At 52.4% G+C, this 14,139-nt stretch carries 17 protein-coding genes, 1 tRNA gene and 1 pseudogene; 7 read left to right on the top strand and 12 right to left on the bottom strand.

The window, feature by feature from the left end; all coding sequences use genetic code 11:
• Positions 1-17: 17 nt before the first annotated feature.
• From aat to infA, 3 genes and pseudogenes are all read left to right on the top strand, one after another.
• Complete coding sequence (gene aat, locus HVZ52_RS14800; RefSeq protein WP_016152424.1) at positions 18-722, top strand: leucyl/phenylalanyl-tRNA--protein transferase; 705 nt, start codon at positions 18-20, stop codon at positions 720-722.
• A pseudogene (locus tag HVZ52_RS14805) lies at positions 723-1,080 on the top strand (hypothetical protein).
• Positions 1,008-1,226, top strand: coding sequence for a translation initiation factor IF-1 (gene infA, locus HVZ52_RS14810; protein WP_002211347.1), 219 nt, complete (start codon positions 1,008-1,010; stop codon positions 1,224-1,226). The pseudogene HVZ52_RS14805 and the gene infA overlap by 73 nt, the downstream one beginning before the upstream one ends.
• A 79-nt stretch (positions 1,227-1,305) precedes the next feature.
• On the opposite strand, the gene HVZ52_RS14815 is transcribed toward infA, so the two are convergent.
• Positions 1,306-2,217, bottom strand: coding sequence for a LysR family transcriptional regulator (locus tag HVZ52_RS14815; RefSeq protein ID WP_181598391.1), 912 nt, complete (start codon positions 2,215-2,217; stop codon positions 1,306-1,308).
• 108 nt (positions 2,218-2,325) lie between these two features.
• Here HVZ52_RS14815 and HVZ52_RS14820 point away from each other — a divergent pair, with 108 nt between their 5' ends.
• The 3 genes from HVZ52_RS14820 (at position 2,326) to HVZ52_RS14830 (ending at position 4,117) form a co-directional block, all read left to right on the top strand.
• Positions 2,326-3,186, top strand: a complete 861-nt coding sequence (locus tag HVZ52_RS14820; RefSeq protein ID WP_137367135.1) for a pirin family protein — start codon at positions 2,326-2,328, stop codon at positions 3,184-3,186.
• A 16-nt stretch (positions 3,187-3,202) separates the two neighbouring features.
• A complete protein-coding gene (locus tag HVZ52_RS14825; RefSeq protein WP_016156101.1) occupies positions 3,203-3,880 on the top strand; it encodes an isochorismatase family protein in 678 nt (225 codons plus the stop codon).
• 149 nt (positions 3,881-4,029) lie between these two features.
• Positions 4,030-4,117, top strand: a tRNA-Ser gene (locus HVZ52_RS14830).
• A gap of 88 nt (positions 4,118-4,205) precedes the next feature.
• Here HVZ52_RS14830 and rlmC read toward each other — a convergent pair.
• The 10 genes from rlmC to HVZ52_RS14880 form a co-directional block, all read right to left on the bottom strand.
• Positions 4,206-5,333 (bottom strand): 23S rRNA (uracil(747)-C(5))-methyltransferase RlmC, encoded by a 1,128-nt coding sequence (gene rlmC, locus HVZ52_RS14835; protein WP_049259765.1) that lies wholly within the window; start codon positions 5,331-5,333, stop codon positions 4,206-4,208.
• A 41-nt stretch (positions 5,334-5,374) separates the two neighbouring features.
• Positions 5,375-5,863 (bottom strand): YbjO family protein, encoded by a 489-nt coding sequence (locus HVZ52_RS14840; protein WP_016152418.1) that lies wholly within the window; start codon positions 5,861-5,863, stop codon positions 5,375-5,377.
• Positions 5,864-5,922: 59 nt separating this feature from the next.
• Positions 5,923-6,768, bottom strand: a complete 846-nt coding sequence (gene potI / locus HVZ52_RS14845) for a putrescine ABC transporter permease PotI (RefSeq protein WP_016152417.1) — start codon at positions 6,766-6,768, stop codon at positions 5,923-5,925.
• Entirely contained in the window at positions 6,765-7,718 is a 954-nt protein-coding gene (potH, locus tag HVZ52_RS14850) for a putrescine ABC transporter permease PotH (protein WP_016152416.1), read from the bottom strand. Before potH ends, potI begins: the two co-directional genes overlap by 4 nt.
• A gap of 9 nt (positions 7,719-7,727) precedes the next feature.
• Positions 7,728-8,861 carry a putrescine ABC transporter ATP-binding subunit PotG gene (gene potG / locus HVZ52_RS14855; RefSeq protein ID WP_049040678.1) on the bottom strand — a complete coding sequence of 378 codons (1,134 nt, stop codon included), beginning with the start codon at positions 8,859-8,861 and terminating at the stop codon, positions 7,728-7,730.
• A 138-nt stretch (positions 8,862-8,999) separates the two neighbouring features.
• On the bottom strand, positions 9,000-10,112 hold the full coding sequence (gene potF, locus HVZ52_RS14860) for a spermidine/putrescine ABC transporter substrate-binding protein PotF (protein ID WP_016152414.1): 1,113 nt from the start codon (positions 10,110-10,112) through the stop codon (positions 9,000-9,002).
• 433 nt (positions 10,113-10,545) lie between these two features.
• Positions 10,546-11,022 carry a YbjN domain-containing protein gene (locus HVZ52_RS14865; RefSeq protein ID WP_016152413.1) on the bottom strand — a complete coding sequence of 159 codons (477 nt, stop codon included), beginning with the start codon at positions 11,020-11,022 and terminating at the stop codon, positions 10,546-10,548.
• Between the two features lie 90 nt (positions 11,023-11,112).
• Positions 11,113-12,015, bottom strand: coding sequence for a 30S ribosomal protein S6--L-glutamate ligase (gene rimK, locus HVZ52_RS14870; RefSeq protein ID WP_016152412.1), 903 nt, complete (start codon positions 12,013-12,015; stop codon positions 11,113-11,115).
• A gap of 59 nt (positions 12,016-12,074) precedes the next feature.
• Positions 12,075-12,797: a nitroreductase NfsA gene (gene nfsA / locus HVZ52_RS14875; RefSeq protein ID WP_181598392.1), complete on the bottom strand. Its 723-nt coding sequence runs from the start codon at positions 12,795-12,797 to the stop codon at positions 12,075-12,077.
• Complete coding sequence (locus HVZ52_RS14880) at positions 12,781-13,071, bottom strand: YbjC family protein (RefSeq protein WP_019076379.1); 291 nt, start codon at positions 13,069-13,071, stop codon at positions 12,781-12,783. Before HVZ52_RS14880 ends, nfsA begins: the two co-directional genes overlap by 17 nt.
• A gap of 172 nt (positions 13,072-13,243) precedes the next feature.
• Between HVZ52_RS14880 and HVZ52_RS14885 the strand changes: the two genes are divergently transcribed.
• Positions 13,244-13,507, top strand: a complete 264-nt coding sequence (locus HVZ52_RS14885) for a GrxA family glutaredoxin (protein WP_016152408.1) — start codon at positions 13,244-13,246, stop codon at positions 13,505-13,507.
• Positions 13,508-13,541: 34 nt separating this feature from the next.
• Here the strand turns inward: HVZ52_RS14885 and HVZ52_RS14890 are convergent, their stop codons facing one another.
• Positions 13,542-13,922: an inner membrane protein YbjM gene (locus HVZ52_RS14890; RefSeq protein ID WP_016152407.1), complete on the bottom strand. Its 381-nt coding sequence runs from the start codon at positions 13,920-13,922 to the stop codon at positions 13,542-13,544.
• Positions 13,923-14,139: the final 217 nt, after the last annotated feature.

Here is a 14,139-nt window from a genome sequence, read left to right on the forward strand (position 1 = left end):
AGTGGAGTTTCGCTGTCATGCGCCTGGTGCAACTGTCCCGCCATTCCATAGCCTTCCCGTCACCGGAAGGCGCTTTACGCGAGCCTAACGGTTTGTTGGCGCTTGGCGGCGATCTCAGCCCTGCCCGCCTGCTGATGGCCTATCAGCGCGGTATTTTCCCATGGTTTTCACCTGGCGACCCCATCCTTTGGTGGTCGCCCGATCCGCGCGCCATTCTTTGGCCCGAGAAATTTCACCTCAGCCGCAGCATGAAACGCTTTCATAAAAATTCGCCTTATCGCGTGACGCTCAATTACGCGTTTGGTCAGGTAATTGAAGGCTGCGCGAATGACCGGGAAGAAGGCACCTGGATAACGCATGATGTGGTGGATGCTTACCATCGGCTGCACGAACTGGGGCATGCCCACTCAATTGAGGTGTGGCGACAAAATGAATTAGTGGGCGGTATGTATGGCGTGGCGCAAGGTACGCTGTTTTGTGGCGAATCGATGTTCAGCCGTCAGGAAAATGCGTCGAAAACCGCACTGCTTGTTTTTTGCGCTGAATTTATCCGTCAGGGCGGAAAATTAATCGACTGCCAGGTATTAAATAGCCACACAGCCTCGCTGGGCGCCGTCGAAACACCGCGTCGGGAGTACCTTGAGCACCTGAGCAGACTGCGCCAGCAGCGGCTACCGAGCCATTTCTGGATTCCCAGGACGTTATTTTCACCTCAGGAGTGAATGTTTTCGGCACATTTTTTGTCGGGGTGTTATAATTGTCGCGCAGAGTTGGTTTAGCCCATTACCCCGCCGCCGTTAAGGAACAGTTCGCGTCAGGCAACGCCTATCGTTTATCTCCTCGTTCCCTTACACGTTGCGCTTTAAGTGCGGCTTTGCCGTGTGTGGATAGAGTAATGCGCCAAACCCGATTTGCTGTGTTTTAAACGCACAAATCTTTACTTATTAAAAGAACTTCGGCATTATCTTGCCGGTTCAAATTACGGTAGTGATACCCCAGAGGATTAGATGGCCAAAGAAGACAATATTGAAATGCAGGGTACCGTTCTCGATACGTTACCTAATACCATGTTCCGCGTAGAGTTAGAAAACGGTCACGTGGTTACTGCACACATCTCCGGTAAAATGCGTAAAAACTATATCCGCATCCTGACGGGCGACAAAGTGACTGTTGAGCTGACCCCGTACGACCTGAGCAAAGGCCGCATTGTCTTCCGTAGTCGCTGATTGTTTTTAACGCCCGAATGGCGTCCAGATAATAAAAGGTCGGTTTAACCGGCCTTTTTTGTGGGCTAAAGCCTGGTATTTAATCCTCAATCATCCGCGCATATTCTTCCGTTAAGAAATCCACTAATGCGCGCACTGACGGTAATAATCCCCTGCGTGATGGAAAGACTGCGTGAATAATTTCTCGCTTAGGTTCCCAACCATCGAGCAACGCCACCAACTCACCCGCAGCTAATTGATCTTTTACCATCAACTGCGGAAGTTGAACAACACCTACGCCGGCGACTGCGGCTTCGCGTAACGCCAGCATATCGGTGGTGATCATACGCGGCGTGAAATGCACCTCCGCCCGCGCGCCCTGCGGGCCGAATAACTCCCAACGATGCACATGTTTACCAGAGGCCAGACTCAAACCTGGCCAACGGGTCAGCTCTGCCGGAGAGTGTAGCGCCCCCATCTGCTCAATTAACTGCGGGCTGGCATACAAGCGATGTCCTCTGTCCGCCAGGACGCGCATCACCAGGTCGCTATCCTCAAATGGCCGAGGTCTGACGCGAATCGCCACATCCAGACCTTCTCCAACGACGTCAACACGACGGTTAGTGGCCTCCAGTTGTACTGATACGTCAGGATAACGTGCCATAAAACGGGCAAGCATTGGCCCGATATGCACATGCAGCAACGTAACAGGACAAGTCAGCTTCACAACGCCACGCGGTTCAACCTGTAACGCGGCAATGGCATCCTGCGCCGCCTGCGCCTCCACCAGCATCGCCTTACAGTGTTCGTAAAAGGTTTGCCCGACTTCAGTCACGTTAAATTGCCGGGTGGTTCGCTGAATCAGTCGTACCCCCAGTCTCTCTTCGAGTTGCGCTATTCGTCGGCTCAGTTTTGATTTTGGTTCATCAAGCGCCCGACCCGCCGCCGCGAATCCCCCTTCCTCTACAACATGCGCAAACCATGCAAAATCATTGAGATCCGGCCTTGCCATTTCATTGTCCTATTTTTGAGACAGTGTGAGCTATTTTAGCTACTACTCAGCTCGCTGTCATGAATATAAGCTTATTTACATCAAAACAACGCCACTGAGGAGACACATATGAAACAAGTAACAGGCGTCTACACCGCACCTCGCCCACACTGGGTTGGCGATGGATTTCCGGTTCGCTCGATGTTCTCTTACCAGTCTCATGCTGAGCAATTAAGTCCGTTCCTGCTGCTTGATTACGCGGGTCCGCATACGTTCACGCCGGGTAACGAAAAACGCGGCGTAGGTGAACACCCTCACCGCGGTTTTGAGACGGTGACTATCGTTTACAGCGGCGAAGTTGAACACCGTGATTCAACCGGTCGCGGCGGCATTATCGGCCCTGGCGATGTGCAGTGGATGACCGCTGGTGCAGGAATATTACACGAAGAGTTCCACTCCCCGGAATTTACCCGTCAGGGCGGTGAACTGGAAATGGTGCAACTATGGGTCAATCTGCCGGCAAAAGACAAAATGGCCGTACCGGGTTATCAGGGCATCAGCAGCGATGTTATTCCCACCGTCGCCTTGCCCGATGATGCAGGCAGCGTTCGCGTGATCGCGGGTAGCTATCAGGATACGAAAGGCCCGGCACACACCTTTTCACCGCTGAACGTCTGGGATATGCGCCTGCAACGTAATCATCAGCTGACGTTGTCCCAGTCTGAAGGGTGGAGCACCGCTCTGGTGGTATTAAAAGGGAATATCACCGTAAACGGCACCACGCCTGCCAGCGAAGCACAACTGGTAGTGCTAAGCCAGCAGGGGAAAACGCTACACATTGAAGCCACCAGCGACGCCAGCGTGCTGCTGCTGTCTGGCGAACCGTTGAACGAGCCGATTGTAGGTTACGGTCCGTTTGTGATGAATACGAAACAAGAAATCGCTGAAGCCGTCCGCGATTTTAACTCCGGCCGCTTTGGCCAAATCTGAATCGAAGGAGAAGAATATGTCCAGTCCTGCAAACTTTAATGGTTCACGTCCGGTCATCGATGTGAATGATTCCGTCATGCTGCTTATCGATCATCAGAGTGGGCTGTTCCAGACCGTCGGCGATATGCCAATGCCGGAACTGCGTGCGCGTGCCGCCGCGCTGGCTAAAATAGCAACCCTGGCGAAGATGCCGGTAATTACCACGGCATCGGTACCGCAGGGGCCTAACGGCCCGTTGATCCCAGAGATCCATGCCAATGCGCCACATGCTCAATACGTAGCACGTAAAGGCGAAATCAACGCCTGGGATAACGAAGACTTCGTGAAAGCGGTCAAAGCAACGGGTCGTAAGACGCTGATTATCGCCGGTACGATCACCAGCGTGTGCATGGCTTTCCCAGCCATCAGCGCGGTTGCTGAGGGCTACAAGGTCTTCGCAGTGATCGATGCTTCCGGTACTTACAGCAAAATGGCGCAGGAAATCACCCTGGCACGTGTTGTTCAGGCTGGCGTGATACCGATGGATACCGCCGCCGTCGCTTCTGAAATTCAGGGAACATGGAACCGTGAAGACGCCGCTGAATGGGCGGAAGTGTATACCAAAATCTTCCCGGCTTATCAGTTGCTGATCGAGAGCTATAGCAAGGCCCAGGAAGTCGTGACCAACGGCGAAAAACTGGACTCTCAGCGCTAATCATATTCTCCGCGCCTGTCCGGGCGGAGGAATATGTACATTGCGTAACCAAACGAGAGTTAACACGTAAATTCTGCTTGACCGTTTTAGCGCAACTCCCTATAGTAGCGCCCCGTTGCCCCCCAAGCGGTCAGGCAGCAATACAATATGGTGAGGTGTCCGAGTGGCTGAAGGAGCACGCCTGGAAAGTGTGTATACGGCAACGTATCGGGGGTTCGAATCCCCCCCTCACCGCCATATTCGAGAAAGAGCTCGTACGCAAGTACGGGCTTTTTTTTCGCATGTTGCATTTGCCTGATAAGCGTCACGCCATCAGGCATGTCGGTTATTGTCGGCTGAGCAGAGTTAACACTTCGTAATGCGCGGTATGTGGGAACATATCAAAAAGTTGGACGCGTTCAATGCGATACCCAGGCAACTCGCGGATATCCTTTGCCATGGTTTGTGCATTACAGCTGGAGTAAACGATAAAACGCGGTGCCATGCGGGAGAGAAAATCGCACAGCGGCTTCCCAATCCCCCGACGAGGCGGATTCACCAGCACCAGGTCCGGCACTTCTCCCTGCGCGGTAGCAAACTGGGTTGAATCCAGCGCCTGAAAATGCAGATTCTGCAACCCAAGCTCCTGCGCCGACTGTTTCGCACAGGTAATGGCCTCTGGCGCAATTTCAATACCCGTCAGTTTCATCTGCGGCGTGGCGCAGTGCAAACCAAACCCCCCTACGCCGCAAAACAGATCCCACATGTGATTAACCGGAAGCTGTCGCACCCAGTCGCGCGCCGTGGCATATAAATGCCCAGCCACCACGGGGTTGGTCTGGAAGAAGCTCTGTGGGCGTATCCACAATGGCACATCGTTAAAGCGTTCAGCCAGCGCCTGTTGTTCCGTCAGGAAGATTTCGCTCTCCCCTTCCATAATCGCCATATGCACAGGTTGAATATTGGCGGTGATCACTTTTAACTGCGGAAGCTGGGCCTGTAACCATGGCAGCGCCGTACGCAGTTGTGCCAGTTTCGCATCGGAGCGCAGAACAAAACGCAGCATCATACCGCCATCAAACCGGCTTTCCGTTAACAGCAGATATTTCAGCTCCCCGCGTTTGCGCGCCACGTTATAGGGCGTCAACCCCGCACGGGCGATAAACGGTTTTAGTGCGGCAAACACCGGCGCAAAAGACTCAGGATAGAGCGGACACTCGCACAAATCCTCCGGCGTACCGTCACGATGCAGCATCCCCAGCAGCGGTTTTTCCACGCTGCCGCTGACCACCATTTTGGCTTTATTACGAAAAGCGCTCTCCGGGCCGCTGACCGGCGCGCACCATTCTCCGACCGGATAATCGGCCAGCAGATTCTGCAGATCGGCTGTTTTGGCGAAGAGTTGATCGGCGACAGGCTGCGTTATCCACTGACAAGAGCGGCAGCGTTCGGCGTCATAAAGTGCGCACTGCATACAAAAACCTAAAAATTAACAGGGGGCGAAGATTATACACGTTATTGCAAGCGGAAGAACCGCCTGCTGGACGCAGGAACAAACAGCAGTAGCAACACCAGCATATCCGGCAATTTTTGCATCACCAGCGTATGCAGGATTTCACGTCTGGACTCTCCCGCAATACTGAACAGTTCCGGATATCCATAGCCCAATGAGGCCGCCCACAGATAGACGCTGGCGATAATCTGGGTCAGTAGATAGACCCAGCGTGCCCAGTTCCGACCTTTAACCAGCGAAAATGCGCAGTAAATTTCGATAAATAGCAGCACCAGGCTACCCAGAAACACCAGCGTCAAATTCCAGGTCTGGACGCTGCGATGAATAAACTCGCTGGTTCCGCGAAACCCGAGCGTATTAAAAATCATCAACAGATCGAGACAGCGGATCATGATAATAGCCAGCGCCGCCACCTGCACTAAAGTAGGGACGTTTAAACGGGCATGTGATGTGGATGATTTCTTAAAAAATCCCAACGCGTCGTCTTCCATGAAAACGGCGCAGCCACCGCAGCTGCGCCGTATAGACAGGTTGGCAGATTTTAGTTTTTTCAGCCGCGTCTTGCACGTTGGATATCGCGAATCCGTTGTTTTTCTGTTCGCGCCATCAGATACCACGCGATAAATCCGATAATTCCTACCACGCCAAGTATCAACGTCGCCAGCGCGTTGATCTCCGGATTGACCCCCATACGTACGCTGGAGAACACCAGCATGGGTAACGTTGTGGCGCCAGGACCAGAGACAAAACTGGCAATGACCAGGTCATCGAGCGACAGCGTAAAGGCCAGTAACCACCCTGAGATCACCGCCGGCATAATCATCGGCAGCGTGATGACGAAAAAAACCTTCAGCGGCGTGGCACCAAGATCCATCGCCGCTTCCTCAATGGAGTGATCCAGTTCGCGTAAACGCGAGGAAATCACTACCGCCACGTACGCTGTACAGAATGTGACGTGCGCCAGCCAGATGGTCAACATACCGCGATCCGCTGGCCAGCCGATGGCGTGCGCCAAAGCCACAAACAGCAGCAGCAGCGACAAACCGGTAATGACATCCGGCATCACCAACGGTGCGGTGATCATAAAGGCGAAACCATTTGATCCACGAAAACGACCAAAGCGCACCATCACCACGGCGGCGATGGTACCGAGAATTGCCGCCATCGTCGCAGCGCAGGCGGCAATCGTTAAGCTCATGCCGACGGCGCTTATCATCGCGCTATCGTGGAAAAGCTCACCATACCAACGCGTTGACCACCCCGCCCAGACCGTCACCAGCTTGGAGCTGTTAAACGAGTAGATAACCAACATCAGCATCGGCGCGTACAGGAAGGTAAAACCCAGTACCAGGATAAAAATACGCCACGGTGAGCGAACGACCGGTAAGTTATTCATCCGTGTTCCCCCACGCTTTTTTGCTGATATTTATGGAACCACATGATCGGCACAATCAGTAACAGCAGCATAATAATGGCGACGGCAGAAGCCACCGGCCAGTCACGGTTATTGAAAAACTCCTGCCAAAGCACACGCCCAATCATGATGCTGTCCGGGCCGCCCAGCAGTTCCGGGATCACAAACTCCCCAACCGCCGGGATAAACACCAGCATTGACCCGGCGATAATCCCGCCCTTGGTCAACGGCACGATCACGCTAAAGAAGGTTTTCAACGGTCGGGCGCCTAAATCCAGCGCCGCTTCCACCAGCGAGTAATCAATACGCGTCAGCGCGGTATAAATCGGCAGCACCATAAAGGGCAAATAGGCATAAACAATACCGATATAGACCGCCAGATTGGTGTGCAGAATCGTCAACGGTTGGTCGATAACACCCAGCCACATCAGAACGTTGTTCAGGACACCGTTATTTTTCAGGATCCCCATCCAGGCGTATACGCGAATCAAAAATGACGTCCAGGACGGCAGGATCACCAGCAGCAACAGAATATTGCGTGTCGAGGGTTTGCTGTGCGCGACCGCCCATGCCAGCGGATATCCCAACAGCAGGCAACAGACAGTCGAAATCCCCGCTACCTGCAAAGATTGCAGATACGCATCAAAATAGAGCGGATCGTCCGTCAGTTGCAGGAAATTGCCTAAATTGAGGGTGATGGATAACTGGTCGTCAGCCCATGAAATGAGGTCAGTATACGGCGGAATAGCCCGCGCCATTTCAGCCAAACTGATTTTGAAGACGATCAGAAACGGCAGCAGAAACAGGAGCATCAGCCACACATACGGCAGCGCGATGACCAGCTTGCGCCCGTGCTTCATTTGCAGCCGCGACATAAACAGCGTGAAACGCCCCACGTTATCCACGCGCGCCGGAGGTTCAAGTGTACTCATCTTTGCTCCTTAAACCGTCAACACCACACAGCTGTCCGCATCCCAACATAAACGGACTTCGTCACCCCAGGTTGGTAATCCCTTGCGATAACGATGTTCATTTTGTAACTGAGCGCTCAGCATCTGGCCACTTTTCAAGCGTACGTGGTACACCGACAAATCACCCAGATAGGCAATGTGCACCACTTCGCCTACCGCGAAGTTATATCCCTCTGGCGGAGGGGCTTCGCAGAGCATGATTTTTTCCGGGCGCAGCGCAACATACACCGGGACGTTATCGACAACGGAAGCGTCTGCGTCCACTTTCAGCGGATGTACCAGTCCTGGAGACTCAATAACCAGACCATCTTCCTGACGTTCTTTCAGCAGCCCCTCAAAGACGTTAACCGAACCGATAAATTCTGCACTGTAACGCGTAGTCGGATGCTCGTAGATCTCTTCAGGCTCGCCGATCTGGACAAATTTTCCACGGTTCATGATCGCAATGCGGCCCGCCATCGTCATGGCTTCTTCCTGATCGTGCGTCACCATCACGCAGGTCACGCCGACACGTTCAAGGATATCCACCACTTCCAGTTGCATGCGGTCACGGAGCTTTTTATCCAGCGCCCCCATCGGCTCATCCAGCAGCAGCAGCTTCGGGCGTTTCGCCAGGCTACGCGCCAACGCCACGCGCTGACGCTGACCGCCAGAAAGCTGATGCGGCTTACGTTTGGCGAACTCCTGCATATGCACGAGTCCCAGCATCTCACTCACCCGGCTGGCGATTTCAGTCTTTGGCAGCTTGTCCTGCTTGAGGCCAAAGGCAATGTTCTGCTCTACCGTCATGTGCGGAAACAGTGCATAGGACTGAAACATCATATTAATCGGACGCAGATAAGGCGGGACATGCGCTAAATCGACGCCATCAAGCATAATTTGCCCGGTTGTTGGCTGTTCAAATCCCGCCAGCATCCGCAACAGGGTCGATTTACCGCAGCCGGACGCCCCGAGCAGAGCAAATATTTCGCCTTTATAGATAGTAAGATTGACGTCATCAACGGCGTGCTGACCGTCAAAGGACTTGGTCAGGTTGCGAATTTCAAGCAGCGGGGTCAGCGCCTTGCGGATTTTCGCTTGTGGGCGTGGGGTTGCATCATTCAATTAGGCGCTCTCCGGCATAAAACAAAGAAACGGTGCAAATAACGCACCACGGTGGTGCGTATTGCCGGGTTATGTGTGTCCGGGATCAACACTGCCCGGCAGGCGTAAATCCTGCCGGGTCATGTCCCGTACATCGGGTTATTTCCCGCTTTTTACCTTCGTCCAGGCGCGAGTACGTACACGGTCGATCTTCGGATCCTGTACTTTCAGCGTGAACAGCTTGGCGCGGACATCGGCAGGCGGGTAAATGCCCGGGTTGTCGCGCACGTCCTGGCTGACCAGTGCTGTCGCTTCTTTGTTGGCATTGGCATAGAACACGTGGTCAGAAATATGCGCAATTACATCAGGGCGCAGCAGGTAGTTGAGGAACTGATAGGCTTCGTCTTTGTTTTTCGCATCGGCTGGCATCGCGAACACATCAAAGAAGGCCATCGCACCTTCCTTAGGAATTGAGAAGGAAATATTGACGCCATTTTTCGCTTCTTTCGCCCGGTTTGCCGCCTGCCATACATCCCCGGCCCAGCCAATCGCCACGCAGGTATCACCGTTTGCCAGGTCGTTAATGTACTGCGAGGAGTGGAAGTAGCGAATGTTCGGGCGCAGTTTCAACAGCAGATCGGTTGCCGGTCCGGTGTAATCATCCGCTTTGGTACTGTTTGGATCTTTACCCAAATAATTCAGCACGGTGGCAAACACTTCTTCGGGCGCGTCGAGGAAAGAGACGCCGCAGCTTTTGAGTTTTTCCAGATTTTCTGGCTTGAGGATCAAATCCCAGCTATTAACCGGCGCATCCGGCCCCAGTACCGCTTTCACTTTATCCACGTTATAGCCAATACCGGTTGTTGCCCACATATACGGCATCGCAAACTTGTTGTCCGGATCGTGTTTACCCACCAGCTTCAGCAATTCAGGATCGAGGTTTTTCCAGCCAGGCAATTTGCTCTTATCCAGCGGCTGGAAGACGCCCGCGGTCAGTTGACGCTCAAGGAAACTGGCGGATGGAACGACAAGGTCAAAGCCGGTACTGCCAGCCATGAGCTTACCTTCCAGCACTTCATTGGAATCAAATACGTCATAGATAACTTTAATTCCGGTCTCTTTTTCAAAATTAGCCACCGTATCCGGGGCAATATAATCAGACCAGTTATAAATATGCAGCGTTTTTTGTTCAGCAGCGAGCGTGCCAGCAGAGATGGCCATCAGAGCACCCGCAACCAGGCCTGGTAACCATCGTTTATTTAAGGCGGTCATAATCTCTTTCCTTCTGAAAGTTCGTTAACAAACGAACAAAAATGTCACACTCTAATGATATGCAAGAAACGTGCATATTCTTTCAAGCGGCCCCCATGAAAAGAGAGGCCTCTCCTCACGCCGCTATTGCGCGCTGTTATCCGCCCATGCATTCAATATGCATTGTGGCCACAGGTCAGGCCACAAGGGGCTGTTTGAATGATGACGTTGATAAGCTTCGCAAGAATAACTTTAGCCAGGATTTGTGGATATAGCCCAGATTAAAAAACGTCTTTTATCAATTTTTTATGCATGAATTGTCTATGACATACAGCGGAAGGCGCTGAATGGAGGTGAATAATTCTTTAATGAACGGTTAAATGCAGAATAAAAACAGGCAATACGCAACCGCTTTGGCAGCGGCTGCGCAATATATGTCCAGATTCAGGAAGAATTAATGGAGGAAATGAACTTCGGCGTTGCTGTTTTGCGCATCTTCTTCAGCGTTAAATAACAGCTGATGCGCACCGGCCTCGAGGATCACCATCGATATTTGCTCTTCACTCTGGCGAACAAAATATTCGAACTGCTCAAACGTCACGCCCGGGATAACGGATAAAGACTGGCAGACCACCAGCTTTGGCAGATTATCATCCTGCATATCCAGAAAGGCTTTCACCGTCAGTGAACTGGCGTTAATCGCAGACAGATCGGCGGCCAGCGGCAGTAGTGCAGAAGGTCTGACTTCTGCCATCGCGGAAAACAGAATGACGTTATCGACCAAATCAACTTTTGCATCAAAGATGCCGTCAAAATTCTGCATGTGCGGCAAATGCAGCGCCTGACAAGTATCGCATTCAAAAAAACTCATGCCCAGGTCGTCGAGCCATTGACGCAACGTATCCAGAGTGGGAACGACCAGTGATGTCATAATAATGTGCGACCTCTATTGATGAAAAAAATACCGGCACAGCTTACGCAAAAAGAGCGTGTCATACTACGATCGCAATCGATATTGTGCTTAGCCGCCGATTTTAAGGCAAAATTCAGGCGTAGCGTGACGCTCAATCCACTGGATCATCTTGCCGGCAATGTCTATTCCGGTAGTTTTCTCCACCCCTTCCAGGCCAGGAGAAGCGTTGACCTCCATGACCAGCGGCCCACGTTCAGCACGCAGAATATCAACGCCAGCAACGTCCAGACCCATTGTCTGAGCGGCTTTGAGCGCAATTTCCCTTTCGCGCGGCGTGATATTCGCAATAGTGGCAACCCCACCGCGATGGAGATTAGAACGAAAATCACCTTCTTTGGCCCGGCGCTCAATGGCGGCCACCACCTCGTCACCCACCACGAAACAGCGAATATCTCGCCCTTTCGCTTCTTTGATATATTCCTGAACCAGAATATGGGCATTCAACCCACGAAAGGCATCCACCACGCTTTCTGCGGCCTGGCGCGTTTCCGCCAGTACCACGCCGATCCCCTGCGTACCTTCAACCAGTTTCACCACCAGCGGCGCGCCGCCAACCATGTCAATCATGTCGCTGGTATCGTCCGGAGAGTGAGCAATCCCGGTGATGGGTAAATCGATTCCCTGACGCGCCAGCAGCTGCAGCGAACGCAGCTTATCGCGCGCACGCGTAATCGCTACCGACTCATTCAGCGGATAGCTACCCAGCATCTCAAACTGGCGCAACGCCGCGGTACCGTAAAAGGTAATCGCTGAACCAATCCTTGGGATCACTGCATCGAAATGAGGAAGCTGGCGGCCCTTGTAATGAATAGAGGACGCCGCCGGGCTGATGTTCATATAGCAAGAAAGGGGATCGATAATTTCAACCAGGTGACCACGCTGCATCGCCGCTTCACGCAGGCGCTTACAAGAATAGAGCGTTCCGTCCCGGGACAAAATGGCAATTTTCACCCTGCACCTCTCTGAATGACCTGGTAAAAGCTGGCGTATCATACACTGCGTTAAAATCTTTAGCGCGTAGCCCATCCCTGTTTATGCAAATATTCCAGGATAAAGGGACGACTTTCTTTAATGATGGTGCGGCGAATATGGTCGCTCCAGGTGTCACGACGCGTATTGCTCCCGCGGGTCAGATAGTACTGCGCGAGCTGCTCATCATATTGCGACAAAACGTCTTTGTTGAGTGGCTGATACTGATTTTCGTGCACCACAAGCGACGCTGGCAGTCGCGGCTTGATATCCGGGTTATCAGCAGGCCAGCCGAGGCATAGCCCAAACAACGGCAGAACATGTTGCGGAAGCTTCAGCAGCTCAGTGACCGACTCAATATTATTTCGCAGACCGCCAATAAACACGCCGCCAAGCCCCAAAGACTCTGCCGCCGTCAGCGCATTTTGCGCCATCATCGCGGTATCAACAACGCCCAGTAGCAGTTGTTCCGCCAGCCCGAGTTGCGCGTCAGGGCAAATCTGCAAATGGCGATTAAAGTCAGCGCAAAACACCCAGAACTCGGCGGCCTGCGCCACATGTTTTTGTCCGCCGGATAAAGTAGCCAGTGATTCACGCAGGGCGTTATCTGTTATGCGAACGATTGTTGTGCATTGTAAAAAACTGGAGCTTGAGGTCCCCTGAGCGGCGGCAATAATCGCCTCCCGCTGCGCATCCGAAATGGCATCATTGGTGAAATGGCGAATGGAACGGTGGCTACGAAGTAAATCAATGGTTGGCGTCATCTCTTTTTTCTCTGTCTGAACGTGAAGAATCACCGGGGGTTCGTGACATCAGCTGCGGCGCAACCAGTTGAGCAATACGCCACGTTAATACCACCGCGGCGGGAAGCATCAGCAGCACACCCAGAAATATCATCACCACGCAGGCTAAAGGACTGCCAAGCGGTGCGGGTAAAGTGAGGTAATCGTTAAGCGATAGCAGCGCCAGCGATAACAAAACCATCCCGATTATTTCCAGCATCAATACGCTTTTGGGTAATGCACCAATTGCGCGCATAAGCGGCCTCCCGGCGAAATGGCTTTCATTATAAAACGTTCCGGCTTGTCGTGTTTAACAGTTATAGCTTGAGGATATCAAAGCAACAGGCTGAACCTGCTTTTCATCCGTCACAAATCGCGGCATCATAACAAGTATTGCCATCCGGCCTGATAAGTTCGAGGAGAGAGAGATGTTTGCCGTTATTTTTGGTCGTCCAGGGTGCCCGTATTGCGTGCGCGCAAAAGAATTAGCAGAAAAATTAAGCAATGAGCATGACGATTTTAACTTCCGCTACATTGATATCCATGCCGAAGGTATTACGAAAGCCGATCTGGAAAAGACGGTAGGTAAGCCAGTTGAAACCGTTCCGCAGATTTTTGTTGATCAAAAACACATCGGCGGCTGCACGGATTTTGAAGCGTGGGCAAAAGAGAACATGAATCTGTTCGCCTGATCGCCGTTTCTACGCCCTCCGCTGGAGGGCGTCTTCAGTTCTTTTTCCGTCGATGATGCTGATTGAACAAGTTGCTGATAAACAAAAAACACAATGCGCCAAGCGCGCACCAAAACACCGCACTAAACAACCACGCCAGCTCTTGCCACAACGAACGCGTCGGCATAAAAACGAACCGCATCAGTAACAGACAGCACGGCGCCGCCAACATGGCACCAAGAAGGGGTTTGAGCACCTCCCGACGATGGGAGAAAAAGCTTGCTGCAGCACCAGGCAGGATAAAAAACAACAATCCGACCTCAGGATGCCCTGCCGCTCTGAATGCCCCTTTCACGTTCAGCGTTAATGAAAGACACACCACAATAAAGAGCACAAAGCAGCAGACCGCACCCGCCCAACTTTGCTTATGTTTCAATTGTTCCTCCTGACACATTCTCTATCGAACACTCTTTTCGCCCGCAGGCGTCCAGTCAGATAAAGTAACCAGGCATTCCATGCCAAAAACACACTCACACGATTCTTATAGCCGTTGATACGTAATGAGATTAAACTAACCGCATATATTGTTATGCTGCATTATTTGGGGCTGTGTACGAAGCTGTCGCCCCTTAATTTCTGGCAAAAACATTAGC

Origin of the sequence: Citrobacter sp. RHB36-C18 (assembly GCF_013814485.1) — a bacterium.
GTDB lineage: Bacteria > Pseudomonadota > Gammaproteobacteria > Enterobacterales > Enterobacteriaceae > Citrobacter > Citrobacter braakii.

Bases quoted from the DNA above. Each gene is read 5' to 3' on its own strand.
- aat (WP_016152424.1), top strand. From the start codon at position 18: ATGCGCCTGGTGCAACTGTCCCGCCATTCCATAGCCTTCCCGTCACCG.
- infA (WP_002211347.1), top strand. From the start codon at position 1,008: ATGGCCAAAGAAGACAATATTGAAATGCAGGGTACCGTTCTCGATACG.
- HVZ52_RS14815 (WP_181598391.1), bottom strand. From the start codon at position 2,217: ATGGCAAGGCCGGATCTCAATGATTTTGCATGGTTTGCGCATGTTGTA.
- HVZ52_RS14820 (WP_137367135.1), top strand. From the start codon at position 2,326: ATGAAACAAGTAACAGGCGTCTACACCGCACCTCGCCCACACTGGGTT.
- HVZ52_RS14825 (WP_016156101.1), top strand. From the start codon at position 3,203: ATGTCCAGTCCTGCAAACTTTAATGGTTCACGTCCGGTCATCGATGTG.
- rlmC (WP_049259765.1), bottom strand. From the start codon at position 5,333: ATGCAGTGCGCACTTTATGACGCCGAACGCTGCCGCTCTTGTCAGTGG.
- HVZ52_RS14840 (WP_016152418.1), bottom strand. From the start codon at position 5,863: ATGGAAGACGACGCGTTGGGATTTTTTAAGAAATCATCCACATCACAT.
- potI (WP_016152417.1), bottom strand. From the start codon at position 6,768: ATGAATAACTTACCGGTCGTTCGCTCACCGTGGCGTATTTTTATCCTG.
- potH (WP_016152416.1), bottom strand. From the start codon at position 7,718: ATGAGTACACTTGAACCTCCGGCGCGCGTGGATAACGTGGGGCGTTTC.
- potF (WP_016152414.1), bottom strand. From the start codon at position 10,112: ATGACCGCCTTAAATAAACGATGGTTACCAGGCCTGGTTGCGGGTGCT.
- HVZ52_RS14865 (WP_016152413.1), bottom strand. From the start codon at position 11,022: ATGACATCACTGGTCGTTCCCACTCTGGATACGTTGCGTCAATGGCTC.
- nfsA (WP_181598392.1), bottom strand. From the start codon at position 12,797: ATGACGCCAACCATTGATTTACTTCGTAGCCACCGTTCCATTCGCCAT.
- HVZ52_RS14880 (WP_019076379.1), bottom strand. From the start codon at position 13,071: ATGCGCGCAATTGGTGCATTACCCAAAAGCGTATTGATGCTGGAAATA.
- HVZ52_RS14885 (WP_016152408.1), top strand. From the start codon at position 13,244: ATGTTTGCCGTTATTTTTGGTCGTCCAGGGTGCCCGTATTGCGTGCGC.